Source organism: Hydrogenophaga atypica (genome assembly GCF_042665215.1).
Classification (GTDB): Bacteria; Pseudomonadota; Gammaproteobacteria; order Burkholderiales; family Burkholderiaceae_C; genus Hydrogenophaga; species Hydrogenophaga defluvii_A.
Genome location: NZ_JBHTCA010000012.1, coordinates 1 through 16027, shown reverse-complemented (window position 1 = coordinate 16027; position 16027 = coordinate 1). Strand labels below are relative to the sequence as shown.

The 16027-nt window shown below is 65.5% G+C and carries 15 protein-coding genes; 9 read left to right on the top strand and 6 right to left on the bottom strand.

Annotation, left to right across the window (positions count from 1 at the left end; translation table 11 throughout):
• Positions 1–16 precede the first annotated feature (16 nt).
• Positions 17–478 carry a SixA phosphatase family protein gene (locus tag ACFQPB_RS14770; RefSeq protein ID WP_382224753.1) on the top strand — a complete coding sequence of 154 codons (462 nt, stop codon included), beginning with the start codon at positions 17–19 and terminating at the stop codon, positions 476–478.
• Between the two features lie 12 nt (positions 479–490).
• Here ACFQPB_RS14770 and ACFQPB_RS14765 read toward each other — a convergent pair whose 3' ends face one another.
• Both ACFQPB_RS14765 and ACFQPB_RS14760 read right to left on the bottom strand, forming a co-directional pair.
• Entirely contained in the window at positions 491–892 is a 402-nt protein-coding gene (locus ACFQPB_RS14765; RefSeq protein ID WP_382224750.1) for a hypothetical protein, read from the bottom strand.
• A 79-nt stretch (positions 893–971) separates the two neighbouring features.
• Positions 972–2456 (bottom strand): Ppx/GppA phosphatase family protein, encoded by a 1485-nt coding sequence (locus ACFQPB_RS14760; protein ID WP_382224747.1) that lies wholly within the window; start codon positions 2454–2456, stop codon positions 972–974.
• Positions 2457–2650: 194 nt separating this feature from the next.
• Here ACFQPB_RS14760 and pstS point away from each other — a divergent pair, with 194 nt between their 5' ends.
• From pstS to phoR, 7 genes are all read left to right on the top strand, one after another.
• Positions 2651–3685: a phosphate ABC transporter substrate-binding protein PstS gene (pstS, locus tag ACFQPB_RS14755; RefSeq protein ID WP_382224745.1), complete on the top strand. Its 1035-nt coding sequence runs from the start codon at positions 2651–2653 to the stop codon at positions 3683–3685.
• Positions 3686–3784: 99 nt separating this feature from the next.
• On the top strand, positions 3785–4765 hold the full coding sequence (pstC, locus tag ACFQPB_RS14750; RefSeq protein WP_382201520.1) for a phosphate ABC transporter permease subunit PstC: 981 nt from the start codon (positions 3785–3787) through the stop codon (positions 4763–4765).
• Position 4766: 1 nt separating this feature from the next.
• The gene (gene pstA / locus ACFQPB_RS14745; RefSeq protein WP_382224742.1) at positions 4767–5621 is read left to right on the top strand and encodes a phosphate ABC transporter permease PstA; all 855 of its coding nucleotides are present in this window, start codon (positions 4767–4769) and stop codon (positions 5619–5621) included.
• 31 nt (positions 5622–5652) lie between these two features.
• Positions 5653–6429: a phosphate ABC transporter ATP-binding protein PstB gene (gene pstB, locus ACFQPB_RS14740; RefSeq protein WP_382201523.1), complete on the top strand. Its 777-nt coding sequence runs from the start codon at positions 5653–5655 to the stop codon at positions 6427–6429.
• A 26-nt stretch (positions 6430–6455) separates the two neighbouring features.
• The gene (phoU, locus tag ACFQPB_RS14735; protein WP_382224739.1) at positions 6456–7157 is read left to right on the top strand and encodes a phosphate signaling complex protein PhoU; all 702 of its coding nucleotides are present in this window, start codon (positions 6456–6458) and stop codon (positions 7155–7157) included.
• On the top strand, positions 7154–7897 hold the full coding sequence (phoB, locus tag ACFQPB_RS14730; protein WP_382201527.1) for a phosphate regulon transcriptional regulator PhoB: 744 nt from the start codon (positions 7154–7156) through the stop codon (positions 7895–7897). The genes phoU and phoB overlap by 4 nt, the downstream gene beginning before the upstream one ends.
• A 10-nt stretch (positions 7898–7907) precedes the next feature.
• Positions 7908–9230, top strand: a complete 1323-nt coding sequence (gene phoR, locus ACFQPB_RS14725) for a phosphate regulon sensor histidine kinase PhoR (protein ID WP_382224736.1) — start codon at positions 7908–7910, stop codon at positions 9228–9230.
• A gap of 3 nt (positions 9231–9233) precedes the next feature.
• Here phoR and ACFQPB_RS14720 read toward each other — a convergent pair whose 3' ends face one another.
• The 4 genes from ACFQPB_RS14720 to trxA all read right to left on the bottom strand — a co-directional run bounded on the left by ACFQPB_RS14720 (position 9234) and on the right by trxA (position 13285).
• Positions 9234–10976, bottom strand: coding sequence for a hypothetical protein (locus ACFQPB_RS14720; RefSeq protein ID WP_382224733.1), 1743 nt, complete (start codon positions 10974–10976; stop codon positions 9234–9236).
• Between the two features lie 83 nt (positions 10977–11059).
• On the bottom strand, positions 11060–11323 hold the full coding sequence (locus ACFQPB_RS14715) for a type B 50S ribosomal protein L31 (RefSeq protein WP_382224730.1): 264 nt from the start codon (positions 11321–11323) through the stop codon (positions 11060–11062).
• A gap of 178 nt (positions 11324–11501) precedes the next feature.
• Entirely contained in the window at positions 11502–12764 is a 1263-nt protein-coding gene (gene rho / locus ACFQPB_RS14710; protein ID WP_382201535.1) for a transcription termination factor Rho, read from the bottom strand.
• A 188-nt stretch (positions 12765–12952) separates the two neighbouring features.
• Positions 12953–13285: a thioredoxin TrxA gene (trxA, locus tag ACFQPB_RS14705; protein ID WP_382201537.1), complete on the bottom strand. Its 333-nt coding sequence runs from the start codon at positions 13283–13285 to the stop codon at positions 12953–12955.
• A 68-nt stretch (positions 13286–13353) separates the two neighbouring features.
• Between trxA and ACFQPB_RS14700 the strand changes: the two genes are divergently transcribed.
• Positions 13354–15927, top strand: a complete 2574-nt coding sequence (locus ACFQPB_RS14700) for a PD-(D/E)XK nuclease family protein (protein ID WP_382224728.1) — start codon at positions 13354–13356, stop codon at positions 15925–15927.
• The last annotated feature ends 100 nt before the right edge of the window (positions 15928–16027 follow it).

Below are 16027 nucleotides of genomic sequence, written 5' to 3'. Positions count from 1 at the left end.
GCGGACGGAGATCGATATGGACCTGATTCTGTGGCGGCACGCCGAAGCCGAAGACGAGCTGGAGCTGGGTGGCGATCTGGCGCGCCGCCTCACACCCAAGGGCGAAAAGCAGGCCAGCCGCATGGCCAACTGGCTGGACCGGCAGTTGCCTGATGGCGCACGCATTTACGCCAGCCCGGCGGTGCGCACCGAACAAACTGTGGTGGCACTGGGCCGCAAGTACCGCCTGCGCGATGAACTGGCGCCGGATGGCACGCCCGAGCAACTGCTGCAGCTGGTGCAGTGGCCCGACGCCAAGGGGGCCACCCTGGTGGTGGGCCACCAGCCCGCGCTGGGCCGGGTGATTGCACAGTTGTTGGGCCTTCAGGCACCCGAATGTGCGGTGCGCAAGGGCGCGGTGTGGTGGCTGCGCCAACGCGAGCGCGAGGGCGTCAAGCAGACCGTGGTGGTGACGGTTCAGACGCCCGAATTGCAGTAAGCCAGCGCCGGCTTATTTGCCCTTTTTGGCCGCCGGCCGTCCGGTTTTCAGGGTGGGCACGTCGGCCAATGCCTTGGCAAAAGCGGCGTCTGGCATGAAGGCCAGCGTCATCAGGCCAGCACGCAACAGCTCGCTTTTTTTGATGCTCACGCCTTGCTTCAAGGCGCGCTCCTTGAGCGAGGCGATGGCTTCGTATTCGTTTTTGGGGATGGTGAAGCTGTCGCGCACCAGCTTGGGCTTTTTGGCCTTGACCGGTGCCTCAACGGCCACATGCACCTGGGCGGCTTTGACCACAGACTTGGGTGCGGGCACGGCTTTGGCCAGGGCTTTGCGGGCGGCAGGCGGTGTGGCCACTTTTTTGGCAGCGGTAGGGATGGCGGCCTTTTTGGCTGGCGCTGGAGGCGTGGTGGTCATGGGCAGATGGTTCTGGAACAAATGAAAGCGATGAAAGCGGTAAACAGTGTAAACCGTATATACGGTTTATGTGTGCCGGTCACTTCAATTCCAGCGAGAACTTCCAACGGGTTTTTTGCCATGCGGCTTCTTCCTCCTGCAGCAGCCAGGCCGATTGCGGGAAACGTTTGGCCCAGTCGCTGCTGGCGGTCAGGCGGAAATGGCCGCCTTTGTAGCCCAGTTTGAGTGTGCTGGTGTCGGGTGTTTTGCGCGCGTGGCACAACAGCACCGCCAGGCGCAGGCACAGCAGCTGTTTGGCAAACAACTCGTCTTCCAGGGCCTGCTCCATCTTGCGCAGCTTGCCGCGCTGGCCCAGCACCAGCTGGCTCATGCGGTGCAGCTCGGGCAGGGAGAAGCCAGGCGCATCCACGTGGTCGAGGATGTAGGCGCCGTGGTGGTGGGCGTCGCTGTGCGAGATGTGGGTGCCGATTTCATGCAGGCGGGCGGCCCAGGCCAGTTTGGCCGAAAACCGGCCGGCCAGCGGGTCGGGCGAAGCGATTTGCTCAAACAAAGCCATGCTGAGCGCGCACACCCGTTCGGCCTGGTCCACGTCCACCGAGAAGCGGCTGGCCAGCCAGCCCACCGTGCGTTCGCGCACGTCGGTGTCATCGGCCTCGCGGGCAATCAGGTCGTAGAGGGCGCCTTGGCGCAGTGCGCCTTGGGCGGGCAGCAGCTGTTCCAGTTCGAACAGGTCGAAGATGGCGCGCAGCACGCTGACGCCGCCGCCGATGACGGCCTTGCGGTCATCGCGCAGGCCCTCGAGCTTGAGCTGGTCGGCATGGCCGGCGCGCAGCAGGCGGGTTTGTAGCCAATCCAGCCCGGCACGCCCCACCACACCGGCTGGCCAGCCGTTGTTGGCCAGCAGCTCGGCCACGGCCCCCACGGTGCCCGAGGAGCCGTAGGCCACGCTCCACAAGTCCTTGGCAAAGGTGTGGACCGCCTCATCGAGCACGGCTTTGGCCGCCACCTCTGCGGTGCGAAAGCCTTCGGCCGTGAATTCACCACCGGGAAAATACCGCAGCGACCACGAGCCGCTGCCCAGCCGGAACGACTCCATGCGCAGGGCATTGAAGCCCTGGCCGAGGATCATCTCGGTGGAGCGCCCGCCGATGTCGATGACCAGGCGGTGTTCGTCGGACTGCGGCAGCAGGCGCGACACGCCCTGGTAAATCAGCCGGGCTTCTTCGTGGCCCGACACGACCTCGATGCGGAAACCCAACAGTTCCTGGGCGCGCCCCAGAAATTCGTCGCGGTTGCGGGCTTCGCGCAGGGTTTGGGTGGCCACGGCGCGCACCTGGTGTTTGCCAAAACCCTGCAGGCGCTCGCCAAAACGGGCCAGGCAGTCCCAGCCGCGTTGCATGGCAGCCGGGGTGAGGGCACGGGTTTCGTCCAGTCCACTGCCCTGGCGTATGGCTTCCTTGAGGTATTCGACGCGTTCGATGTGGCCCGAGTGAAAGCGGCCAATTTCAAGTCGAAAGCTGTTCGAGCCCAGGTCGACAGCGGCCAATAAGGTTCCGTTTTGCATGCTGTGGCGAAGCGCAGCGCTCCGCGTTCCCTGAAAAGAAGGGCATTGTGACGCATGGCCGTGGCGTCGGGCTGACGGCTGTGGCTGTCAAACAGCTGTTTTCTGGTGGCCACGAACTTGTCACAATGTCGTCACAATGCGTCCCTAGAGTCTCGGTTGTCGTCTGTTTTTCATCCGCAACCCTGAGGATTCTCATGAACACGAAACGCACCCTGCTCAAGTCCGCCGCTGCTGCCGCTCTGGCCACCCTGGCCATGGGTTCCGCCATCGCGGCCGACATCACCGGCGCTGGCGCCACCTTCCCCTTCCCGATTTACGCCAAGTGGGCTGAGGCCTACAAAGCCGCCACCGGCACCGGCCTGAACTACCAGTCCATCGGCTCGTCGGGTGGCATCCGCCAGATCCGCGCCAAGACGGTGGCTTTTGGTGCATCTGACGCCCCCGTCAAGGGTGAAGACCTGGACAAGGACGGCATGGTGCAGTTCCCCGCCATCATCGGCGGTACCGTGCCGGTGTTCAACCTGGAAGGTTTTGGCAAGGGAGAGCTGAACGTGACCGGCCCCGTGCTGGCCGAAATGTTCATGGGCAAGATCAGCAAGTGGAACGACCCCAAGCTGGCCGCACTCAACCCGGGCAAGAAACTGCCCGACACCACCATCACCGTGGTGCACCGCGCTGACGGTTCGGGCACCACCTTCAACTGGACCGACTACCTCAGCAGCGTCAGCAAGGACTGGGCTGATTCCGTGGGCAAGGGCGCTGCCGTCAAGTGGCCGGCCCCGACCTCGGTGGGTGGCAAGGGCAACGAAGGTGTGGCCGCCAACGTGTCGCGCGTCAAGGGTTCGCTGGGCTACGTGGAATACGCCTACGCCAAAAAGAACAACATCCCGGTGATGGCGCTGCAGAACAAAAACGGCAAGTTCGTCATGCCCGATGACGCCACCTTTGCAGCCGCTGCCGCTGGTGCCGATTGGTCCAAGGCGCCTGGCATGGGCATCTCGCTGGTGAACCAGCCGGGCGATGCCGCTTACCCGGTGGTGACCGCGTCTTTCATCCTCATGTACAAGGAGCCGACCAACAAAGCCGAAAGCGCTGAAGTGCTCAAGTTCTTTGACTGGGCCTTCAAGAACGGCAAGCAGCACGCCATCGACCTCGACTACGTGCCGCTGCCCGACAAGCTGACCAACGAGATCCGCACCAAGGTGTGGTCTCAGATCAACAACAAGTAAGTCTCCGTCCGTAACGGCGCCCGTTGGCCTGAATCAGTGGCCGGCGGGCGTTGGTGTTGTGAGTCTCTGAACGGAGCTGGAATGAGCCTGGAAACCACCATGAGCGCACCCCCGGTGCTGGCCGACAACGGCAGCGAACGCATGCAGCAGATTGCCCGGCGGCAACGCTTGCAGGACTTCTTTTTTCACCGCATCACGCAGCTGTTCTCGCTGGTGGTGCTGCTGGCGTTGCTGGGCATCATCGTCTCGCTGCTGATCAACGCCTGGCCCACTTTCCACAAGTTCGGTGCGCGCTTCATCTGGTACGTCGAATGGGACATCGTCAACGAGGAGTTTGGTGCGGCCATCGCCATCGTGGGCACGCTGGTGAGCGCTGGCATCGCTTTGCTGATCGCGGTGCCGCTGGCGTTTGGCATCGCGCTGTTCCTGACCGAAACCTGCCCCACCTGGCTGCGCCGCCCGCTGGGCACCGCCATCGAGCTGCTGGCGGCGGTGCCGTCCATCATCTACGGCATGTTCGGCCTGTTTGTGTTTGCGCCGCTGTTTGCCGATTACATCCAGATGCCGGCCCAGGAACTGCTGGGGGGCATGCCCTTGGTGGGCTGGCTGGTGGGCGGTGCGCCCACGGGCCTGGGCATCATGGCTGCCGGCATCATCCTCGCCTTCATGGTGTTGCCCTTCATTGCGGCCGTGATGCGCGACGTGTTTGAAATCGTGCCTCCCATCCTGCGCGAATCCGCCTATGGCCTGGGCTGCACCACCTGGGAGGTGGTGCGCCGCATCGTCCTGCCCTACACCCAAAAGGGCGTCATCGGCGGCATCATGCTGGGCCTGGGCCGCGCTTTAGGTGAAACCATGGCCGTGACCTTTGTCATTGGCAACGCCAACCGGCTGCCCACCTCGCTGTTTTCACCCGGCACCTCCATCGCGTCCACCCTGGCGAACGAATTTGCCGAGGCGGCCGATTTCCACCTCTCCACCCTGTTCGCGCTGGGCTTTCTGCTGTTTGTCATCACCTTTGTGGTGCTCAGCTTGGCCAAGATCATGATTTCGCGCGCCGAAAAGGCCAAAGGTCTCTGACATGGACTTCAATCCAGCCCTCTACAACAAGCGTCGCCGCGCCAACGCGGTGGGTCTGACCCTGTCCATGGGCGCCATGGGCCTGGGCCTGATCGTGCTGCTGTGGATTCTTTTCATCCTCTTCAGCAACGGCTTTGCCGCGCTCGACTGGGCGATGTTCACCCAGGACACACCGGCACCCGGCACCGAAGGCGGCGGTTTGCGCAACGCCATCGTGGGCAGCCTCATGATGCTGGGCCTGACCGTGCTGGTGTCCACCCCCATCGGCATCCTGGCCGGTGTCTACCTGGCCGAATACGGCGACACCAGCAAAACCGCTGAGTTGACCCGCTTCGTGACCGACATCATGCTGTCGGCGCCCTCCATCGTGCTTGGGCTGTTCGTGTATGCGATTGCGGTGGCCACGGTGGGCAACTTCTCGGGTTACGCCGGCAGCCTCGCGCTGTCGCTGATCGCCATTCCGGTGGTCGTGCGCACCACCGAAAACATGTTGCGCCTGGTGCCCGGCAGCCTGCGCGAAGCGGCGTTTGCCCTGGGTGCGCCGCGCTGGAAGGTGGCGACCCTCGTGACCTTGCGCGCGGCCAAGAGCGGGGTCATCACCGGCCTGCTGCTGGCCGTGGCCCGCATCAGCGGCGAAACCGCGCCGTTGCTGTTCACCGCGCTGAACAACCAATTCTTCAGCACCGACATGGGCAAACCCATGGCCAACCTGCCGGTGGTGATCTTCCAGTTCGCGATGAGCCCCTACGACAACTGGATCCGCCTGGCCTGGGGTGGCGCGCTGCTGATCACCCTGGCCGTGCTTTTGCTCAACATCCTGGCGCGGGTCTTCTTCCGCGACCGCGCTCCCCGCTGAGCGCCCAACCCACAACGCTCAAGGCCCACTCATGACCGCCACCACTGTTGAAACCCGCAACGCACTGGAAGTGCGCAACCTGAACTTTTTCTACGGCAAGTTCCAGGGGCTGCGCAATGTCAGCATGGACATCGCCGAGCGCAAGGTCACGGCCTTCATTGGCCCGTCCGGCTGCGGCAAGTCCACCTTGCTGCGCACGCTCAACCGCATGTACAGCCTCTACCCCGGCCAGCGTGCCGAGGGCGAGATCAACTTCTACGGCCAAAACATCCTCGACGCCAAGCAGGACTTGAACCTGCTGCGGGCCCGCATTGGCATGGTGTTCCAGAAGCCCACGCCTTTCCCCATGTCCATCTACGACAACATCGCCTTCGGCGTGCGCCTGTACGAAAACCTCAGCCGCAGCGAAATGGACGAGCGTGTGGAATGGGCGCTGACCAAGGCCGCGCTCTGGAACGAGGTCAAGGACAAGCTCAACCAAAGCGGCCTGTCGCTCTCTGGTGGCCAGCAGCAGCGCCTGTGCATCGCGCGCAGCGTGGCGGTCAAACCCTCGGTGTTGCTGCTCGACGAGCCGACCTCGGCGCTGGACCCTATTTCCACTGGCAAGGTGGAAGAGCTGGTGCACGAACTCAAGGCCGACTACACCATCGCCATCGTGACCCACAACATGCAGCAGGCCGCCCGCTGCAGCGATTTCACCGCCTACATGTACCTGGGCGAGCTGATCGAGTTCGGTGACACCGAGCAGATCTTCTTCAAGCCCAAGCGCACCGAAACCGAAGACTACATCACCGGCCGCTTCGGCTGAACCCCGCCACACGAGGAGCCTGCAGCATGTCCGACAAACACCTTTCCAGCCAGTTCGACGCCGACCTCAACACCGTCTCCACCCGCGTGCTGGAGATGGGGGGGCTGGTCGAGTCGCAGCTGCACCAGGCGCTCTACGCGCTGGTGCACCTGAGCCTGGAGACCGCCAACCAGGTGATCGAGAACGAAGCCCGCGTGAACCAGATGGAGCGCGAGATCGACCACGACATCACCTCCACCATCGCGCGGCGCCAGCCCACGGCGCGCGACCTGCGTTTCCTCATGGCCATCTCGCGCACCACCTCCAACCTGGAGCGTGCTGGTGACGAGGTGACCAAGGTCGCCCGCATGGTCAAGTCCATCATCGAGAACGGCTCCCCGCGCTCCTTGCCCATCGCCGAACTGCGCCTGGCGGCCGACCTGGCCGCCGCGCTCATGCGCAAGTCGCTGGATGCCTTTGCCCGCCTGGACACCGCCATGGCCATCGAAATCATCAAAGGCGACGACGCGGTGGATGTGGAGTACGACGGCTTTCTGCGCAAGCTCATCACCTACATGATGGAAGACCCGCGCAAGATCACCCCCAGCCTGGACCTGCTGTTTCTGGCCAAGGCGATTGAGCGTGTGGGCGACCACGCGAAAAACATCGCCGAGTCCATCATCTACATCGTCAAGGGCGAGGACGTGCGCCACACCTCCATGGAAACGCTGGAGAGGCTGGCCCAATGAGAAAGCTGCCCCGTGTGCTGGTGGTGGAGGACGAGCCGGCGATTGCCGAACTGATCGCCGTCAACCTGCGCCACAACGGCTTTGCACCCACCGTGGTGTTTGACGGCCAGGCCGCCCAGCGCGAGGTCGATGCCGTGTTGCCCGATGTCATCCTGCTCGACTGGATGTTGCCCGGCGAAAGTGGTGCCAGCCTGGCCCGCCAGTGGCGCCGCCACGAGCGGACCAAAACCGTGCCTATTCTCATGCTCACCGCACGCAGTGATGAGTCGGACAAGGTGCAGGGCCTGGACGCCGGGGCCGACGACTACATCACCAAGCCGTTTTCGACCCAGGAGCTGCTGGCGCGCATCCGCGCCGTGTTGCGTCGGCGCGCGCCGCAGATCGTCAACGACTCGGTGCAAGTGGGCCCGCTGGTGCTGGATGCCGCGACCTACCGCGTCAGCTACGACGGCCAGGAACTCAAGGTCGGCCCGACCGAGTTCAAGCTGCTGCACTACCTCATGAAACACGCCGAGCGCGTGCACACCCGCGCCAGCCTGCTCGACAAAATCTGGGGCGACCACGTTTACATCGAGGAGCGCACGGTGGATGTGCACATCAAGCGTCTGCGCGAATCGCTGGGTGAAGGTGGCGCGCTGATCGAGACCGTGCGCGGTGCCGGTTACCGCCTCAGTGTGCAGTCCGTGCGAGCCAAGGTGGCTGCGTCCGACAGCCCGCAGGCGGCGGCATCGCCCACATGACCAGGCTCGCATGATCCGTCGCACGCTGGAGTTGGTGGCGCTGGTGTCGGTGGGCGCCGGCTGGGGTGTCTACACGGGTTCGCTGATGCTGGCTGTCAGTGGTGCGGTGGCGGGCGCGCTGCTCTGGGTCGCTCTGGACAACCTGCGCGCGGGGCTGGTGCTGCGCTGGCTCAGCCGTGGCGAACCCAGCACACCACCCGCAGTGGGTGCCGTCTGGGCCGAGGTGGGGGAGCGGGCTCGCAAAGCCTTGCTCAAGCTCACGCGGCAGGCGGCCGACAGCGAAGCCAAGCTGGCGAAGTTTCTGGAGGCCATGCAGGCATCACCCAACGGGGTGGTGCTGCTGGATGCCGGCTGGCACATCGTCTGGTGCAATCTCACCGCCGCACAACATCTGGGCATCGATGGCAAACGCGATGTGCAGCAGATCATCAAGAATCTCGTGCGCGATCCCGGCTTCACCGCCTACCTGGGCGCAGGCGATTTTTCCGGCCCGGTCGAGATTCCCGGACGCGATTACCTGCAAGAGCCGCCGCAACGCATTTCCGTTCAGGTTCACCCTTATGCCGATGGCCGCATGTTGCTGCTGTCGCGCGACGTGACGGCGTTGCAGCAGGCCGAGACCATGCGACGCGACTTCGTGGCCAATGTGTCGCACGAAATCCGCACGCCGCTGACGGTGCTCAGCGGCTTTGTGGAGACCATGCAGCACCTGCCTCTGGATGAAGCCGACCGCGCGCGGTACCTGGGCTTGATGGCGCAGCAGGCCGAACGCATGCAGACGCTGGTGAACGACCTGCTCACGCTGTCACGCCTGGAGGGCAGCCCGGTGCCGGGCACGGGCGAGAGTTTTGATGCCGGCGAGCTGCTCGACACCGCCATGGACGAGGCGCGTGCCTTGTCACAGGTGTTGGCGCAGGGCTCGCATGTGCTGGTGCGGGTATTTGGGCCGGCCCCACGTTTGGTGGGCAGCCGCAACGAGTGGCACAGCGCCGTCTCGAACTTGCTCAGCAACGCCGTGCGCTACACGCCCGCGGGGGGGCAGGTGTCGGCCGGTTGGCGCCTGTTGCCAGACGGTGGCGCCGAACTGGCGGTGGCAGACACCGGGCCGGGCATTGCGGCCGAACACCTGCCGCGCCTGACCGAGCGCTTTTACCGCGTGGACCGAAGCCGTTCGCGTGAAACGGGTGGCACGGGCCTGGGCCTGGCCATCGTCAAACACGTGGTGCAACGGCACGGCGCCCAATTGCGCATAGACAGCAGGCTGGGCAAGGGCTCGGTGTTCACGATTGCCGTGCCCGCTCAGCGGGTGCGCGTGAACGGCACGGCCGACTGAGTCTCAGGGCTCCGAGGACTCGTCGTTGCGCCGGTAGATCAGCAGGGTTTCCTTGCGGTCGTTCAAGCGGGGCACCGCTTGGTCAAAGTCCCAGTCGGCCAGGCTCACGTGCTGGCTCAGGCCGGTCAAGGCCTGCGGCGACACCACCAGCGCATTGCAGCCATTGGCCGAGGTACTGAGCCGCTGCAGGGCAAGGCCACCGTGGTGTTGCAACGCAACGATCTGGCCTTGCGTGAGGCCGTGCACCAACACACACCCTTTGTCTTCTTTCAGCGCTTGTGCCATGCGGTGGGCCATCGGGCCGTAGCTGCGGCCGTGATCGAGCAAGGGCAGCCACAGTGTCATGAGGAGCAGCCAGCACAGGGTGCTGCCGGCTGCGGGCAGCACCAGGCTTTTCCAGAGCGCCGCGCGGTGCCGGCCCACGCGCCAGGCCAGCAGCCACACCCAGGCGGCGGTGGCCAACAGCGCAGGGACCAGCAGGACGAATGAGAAGCTGGGTTCAAATCCGGGTGCCAGGCGGGCCACGTTGGCGGCGGGTTTGGCCGGGGTGCCCGTCATCATGGCCAGCCAGATGACCCAGATGACGGCCGCACAGCTGGTGAAAAACAGCAGGGCAAACCAGTCGATCAGCGCCGAAACACTGCGCTTGAGCGTGGGCAAAGCAAACGCCGCCAGGCAGGCCAGGCCGGGCAGGGCCGCCAGCAGCGCCCGTTCGTTGCCGTTCTGCAAGGTGCTCGACACCAGCGGGGCGATCACCGACCACAACGGCAGCGCCACGTGGGGGCTGCGCAGCTGCCGGCGCCAGCGCCACAAGGTCCACAGTGCCAGTGGCCAGGCGGGCCAGGTGAACCAGGCCAGCAGCCGTGCCAGGCTTTGCCAGTCCGCCAGGCTGTCGGGGGGGCCCCAGTAGCGCCCGAAGGGGTCAACGCCCACCACCGTGAGGCCTGTCCACGCCGCCGCCACGGTCGAGAAGGTCAGACCGATGACCAGACCTGTGGACGGAGGCGCGTTCTCCGCACGGTCCGCTTGGGTGGGTGACGCCTGGCGGGCCAGCAGCATCAGCAGGCCCAGGTGGCCCAGGCCCAGCGCGGCAGCCAGCATGGGCGTGCCGGAAAAGGCCATGCCCCAGGTGGCCAGTACCCACATCAGTGCGGCGTTGCGCCGCTGCCGGGCGTCACCTGCGACCAGGCGAGCGCTTGAATAGGCCAACCATGCGGCACACGCCAGGCCGGCGAGGGCCGGTGTGGTTTCATGCGACAGCTGGGCCAAACCCAGGCACGCGATCAGCGCGAGCAAAGCCGCGTCGGCCAGGGTGCGGGCGTAGTCGGTGGGGCTGGCTTCGCCGCCGAAGGCAAAGGACACCGGCTGCGCCTGTGGCTGGCGCGCCAGTTGGTAGGCCGCGTACCAGGTGCCCACCAGCGTCAAGGCCAGCAACGCGAGGAAAGGCAGGCGGCTCGCGGTTTCTGCCGACAAGAAGGGCAGGGCCTGGATGGACCACGCGCCCAACCAGTAGGGCAGCAGGGCCGGTGTTTCCAGCGCCCGGCCCAAAATCTGCGGCTCCCACCACGACATCTGACCCTGCGCCATGCCCGACATCACGCCAAAAGCAGCCACGTCGTCGTTTTTCCAGGGCGCTCTGCCGAAGAAGCCGGGCAGCAGATAGGCCAGGCAGAACAACAGCAGGGCCAAGCGTGGCAATCGGCGCACGGCGGCCTGGGCAACGATGGCGGGGGAGGGTTGGTTCACGGCGTCAATATACGATTGAGAGCGGGCACAAAAAAAGCCGGACGCATCCGGCTTTTTGGGTGTTCGGCCCGGTTGGGCAGAAATTACTTGGCAGCGGCGCCGCCACGGGCGAAGCGGTTGCGGAACTTCTCGACGCGGCCACCCATGGTGTCCACGCTCTTTTGCGTGCCGGTGTAGAAGGGGTGCGACTCGCTGGAGGTGTCCAGCTTGTACAGCGGAAGTTCGCGGCCGTCTTCCATCTTGATCATCTCTTTCGTGTTGGCGCAGGAGCGGGTCACGAACTTGAAGCCGTTGGACAGGTCCACGAAGCAGACGTCGCGGTAGTTGGGGTGAATGCCTTCTTTCATGGCGGTTCTTTCTGTTCAGGTGCGACAGCCGCGACGAAAACCGTTTCCGCCGTACTTGCCGCTAAGCAAAGCTTTGGATTATATGACGTTTTGGCCGCCGCGCCGGGCCGCCCCAAGCAAGGCCCAGCCCCTTGGGGGCAGCGACCCGCGCAGCGGCGGAGCGTGGGGCACTGATTTTTCAGCCGCCCCGGCGCATCATTTCGAAGAACTCGGAGTTGTTCTTGGTCTGCTTCATGCTCTTCAAGACCATTTCCATCGCCTCGATCTCGTCCATGTTGTACATGAACTGGCGCAGGATGCGGGTCTTCTGCAGGATTTCGGGCTGCAGCAGCAACTCTTCGCGACGCGTGCCGCTGCGGTTGAGCTGGATGGAGGGGAACACGCGTTTTTCGTACAGGCGGCGGTCCAGGTGGACTTCGGAGTTGCCGGTGCCCTTGAACTCTTCAAAAATCACTTCATCCATGCGGCTGCCGGTGTCCACCAGGGCGGTGGCGATGATGGTCAGCGAGCCGCCTTCTTCCACGTTGCGGGCGGCGCCGAAGAAGCGTTTGGGGCGCTGCAGGGCGTTGGCGTCCACGCCACCGGTCAGCACCTTGCCGGAAGAGGGCAGTACGTTGTTGTATGCACGGGCCAGGCGGGTGATGGAGTCCAGCAGGATGACCACGTCCTTCTTCAGTTCGACCAGGCGCTTGGCGCGTTCGATCACCATCTCGGCCACATGCACGTGGCGGGCGGCGGGTTCGTCGAAGGTGGAGGCGATCACGTCACCGCGCACGGTGCGCTGCATCTCGGTCACTTCCTCGGGGCGCTCGTCCACCAGCAGCACCATCAGCGTCACTTCCGGGTGGTTGGCAGCGATGGCGTGGGCCATGTGCTGCATCATCACCGTCTTGCCACTTTTGGGCGGTGCCACCAACAAAGCGCGCTGACCTTTGCCGATGGGGGCAATGATGTCGATCACACGACCGGTGATGTTCTCGTCGGTCTTGATGTCGCGCTCCAGCTTCATCTGTTCCTTGGGGAACAGCGGCGTGAGGTTTTCGAACATCACCTTGTGCTTGTTGTGCTCGGGCGAGAGGCCGTTGATGGCGTCCAGCTTGTTGAGCGCAAAGTAACGCTCGCCGTCCTTGGGCGTGCGCACTTCACCTTCGATCATGTCGCCGGTGTGCAGGTTGAAGCGGCGGATCTGGCTGGGCGAGATGTAGATGTCGTCGGTGGACGCCGTGAAGCTGGTGTCCATGTTGCGCAGGAAGCCAAAGCCGTCGGGCAGCACTTCGAGCACGCCATCGGCAAAAACCTGCTCACCAGCCTTGGCGCGCTTCTTGATGATGGCAAACATCAGCTCTTGCTTGCGCATGCGGCCGGTGTTCTCGATTTCGAGTGCTTCGGCTTGCTTGAGCACTTCAGACACGTGCAGTGCCTTGAGTTCGTTCAGGTGCATGGGGTGAACTCCGTGAAGGAGTGCAGAAAAAAATCGGGGGAGGGGTGTGAGGCAGCGGGGAGGTCCCGACTCACGACTCGGCGGCTGGCAGCAACGAAGCTGAGGTGTGCTGTCCGGCGATGGGTGAAATTATGACAGGAAAAAGGCGCCCGGCAGCGGCGGCCGGGCGGGGTGACGCAGAAGGGCGCTCAGGCCAGTTGCTGGTCGATGAAGGCGGTCAATTGCGCCTTGCTCAATGCGCCCACCTTGGTGGCGGCCGGTTGGCCGTCCTTGAAGAGGATCAGCGTGGGGATGCCGCGGATGCCAAACTGGGCCGGCACGGCGCGGTTGTCGTCCACGTTGACCTTGGCGATCTGCAGTTTGCCGTTGTAGCTGCCGGCCACCTCGTCGAGGATGGGGGCGATCATCTTGCAGGGGCCGCACCACTCGGCCCAGAAGTCCACCAGCACCGGGCCGCTGGCCTGGAGCACATCGGTCTGGAAGCTGTCGTCGGTCACGTGTTTGATCAGGTCGCTGGCCATGGTTTTGCCTCTGGGGAGCAGGTGTCTAGCAGTTAAAGTGGCGTCATTGTGACAGAAAGCGTATTTCCATGACGGCACCCCTGGCGGGGCCCTCCAACCGCCTTGTGGGCCACTGGGTCGAACAGGTGTCGGCCATGCGGCAGCACCTGCGGCGCTGCGATGCCCACGCCGGGCGCAGCCTGGTGCTGGTGCCCTACGCGCAACTGATGGCCCAGGTCCGCCAGGCATGGCGCGAGCATGTGGGTGCCCAGGGTGGTTTTGTGCCCCGTTTCGAGACCACCCGCAACTGGTCGCAGCAACTGGGGCCCCATGAGCCCAGCGAACTCGACCACAGCGCCGACGCGGCGCGCAACCGCGTGTTGGCCCAGCGCCTGCTGGAGCAGGCCGCCGGTGGGCGCCTGCCACCCGACTTGGCGCCGGCCCTGGTCGAGCAACTGCTGGATGCGGCCGCCCAGCTCGCGCCGTTGGCCAGCGCCGTGCAGCCTGCATCCCGCGCCGGTTGGGCCAGCCAGCAGCGGGACGGCCTCGCCGGTTTGTTACCCGGCGGCGTCGCGGCCTGGGAGGGCTTGGTGCAAGCGGTGGCCCTGGAATGGGTGGGCCACAGCAGCTTCGCCACCGACGTGGTGTGGCAACACGCTCTGCCAGGGCAGGGCCTGGACGCGCTGGTGCTGCTGCAGGGCATGTTGCCCGACCCCCTTGGGCAGGCCTTGGTGTCGGCCTGGGGCGAGCGGGGCCTGAGCCAGCCCCTGGCCATGGTCGCAGACCAGGCGGTCGACCACGTCGCGCTTCACAGCTGCGCCGACGCCCAGGACGAGGCCCAGCGTGCCGCCGCCTGTGTGCTGGCCGAGATCGCCGCGGGGCACACGCCGGTGGCGCTGGTGGCGCAGGACCGTGTGCTCACCCGCCGCATCAGCGCCTACCTGCAAGGCGCTGGCTTGCCTGTGCGCGACGAAACCGGCTGGCGCTTGTCCACCAGCCACGCGGCGGCCCGGCTGGTGGCGGTGCTGCGGGCCTGCTCACCCCGCGCCAGTACCGACGAGGTGCTGGACGCTTTCAAGCACATGCCCTGCTGGCGGGGCGCCCAGGTGGACCGCTTAGAACGCCGGTGGCGCCGCGACGAAATGGCCAGCTGGGCTGCGGTGTGTGCCAGCGAAGCGCAGCTGGCGGCTCTACCGGAAGGCATGGCAACTTGTTTCGAGGCCTTGCAGGCGCCACGTGGGCTGGCCGATTGGCTGCGCGACCTCGCGGCCCAAATGCGCCATTGGGGCCTGTGGGACGAGCTGGCCACCGACCGCGCTGGGCAGGCGGTGCTCAAAGCGCTCTGGCTGCCCGAAGACGGCGCGGCGGTGCACGCCGACTGGCTGCTGGCCGCCACCCGCAAGCTGAGTCTGTCGGCATTCACCAGTTGGGTGCGCGACGTGCTGGAGGCCGCCAACTTTGTGCCCTTGTCGCCGCCGGGTGCGCCCGTGGTGGTGTTGCCCACGGCGCAGATGTTGGCGCGCCCGTTTGGCGCGGTGGTGGCCGCCGGCTGCGACGACCTTCACCTGAGCGCCGCTCCGGAGCCACCCGGCCAATGGACGCCAGACCAGCGCAGCCTGCTGGGCCTGCCCGGGCGCGAGGCACTCGCCACCTCGGCCCGCGCCGCCTGGGACCAGCTGTTGTGCCAACCCCGCGTGCATGTGTTGTGGCGCGAACACGAAGGTGACGAACCCGTGTTGCCCAGCCCGTGGGTGGTGCAGGTGCAGCAGGCGCAACAAACGCTGGGCCACCAGAACGCGGCCGACCCACGTGTGCCCCGTGCGTTGACCGGCACGGTGTTGACGCCCCCACAGCCCAGCGCACCGAGTCTGTTGCCCGCCAGCCTCTCGGCCAGCGCCTACAGCGACTTGCGCGAGTGCCCCTACCGCTTTTTTGCCCTGCGCCAGTTGGGCTTGGGCGAACTGCCCGAGTTGGACGACGCGCCCGACAAACGCGACATGGGCAACTGGCTGCACCGCGTGCTCAAGGCCTTTCACGAACAACGGCCCGAGCCGCGTGAGGTGGACGGCGACCGCGCCGCCATCGACGCGCTGGCCACACAGGTGGCCACCGAGATGGGGTTGGACGCAGCCGCCTTTTTGCCCTTCCGAGCCGCCTGGCCCAGCATGCGCGACGGCTACCTGGGCTGGCTCCACGGCTACGAGGAACGACCGGGCCAGGCCGGTCCGCGTTTTGATGTGGCCGAGGTGGACCGCGAGGCCACCTTGGGGCGCTGGCGCATCCGCGGCCAGCTCGACCGCATCGACCGCCAGCCCAGCCCCGAAGGCGCGATGGCCGTGGTCATCGACTACAAGACCGAGACCCGCGCCAGCACCGAAGAGCGCATCAAGCACCCCATGGAAGACACGCAGCTCGCCTTCTACGCCGCGCTGCTGCCCGAAGAAACGCTGCGCGCCGCCTACCTGTCGCTGGGCGAAGGCGCGGCCGGCGCCGCGTGGCTGGAACAAACCGAAGTATTGGCCGCCCGCGACGCCTTGCGTGAAGGCCTGCCCCACGACATGGACCGCGTGGCCGCCGGCGCCCCCATGCCCGCACTGGGCGAGGGCCGCGCCTGCGACTTCTGCGCCGCCCGTGGCCTGTGCCGCAAAGACTTCTGGACATGAACCCAAGCCCCCACGCTCCACCGCTGCGCGGGTCGCTGCCCCCCAAGGGGGCTGACGCCGCCTTGGGGCGGCCCGGCGGCGAATCAGCCACGACGGCCAC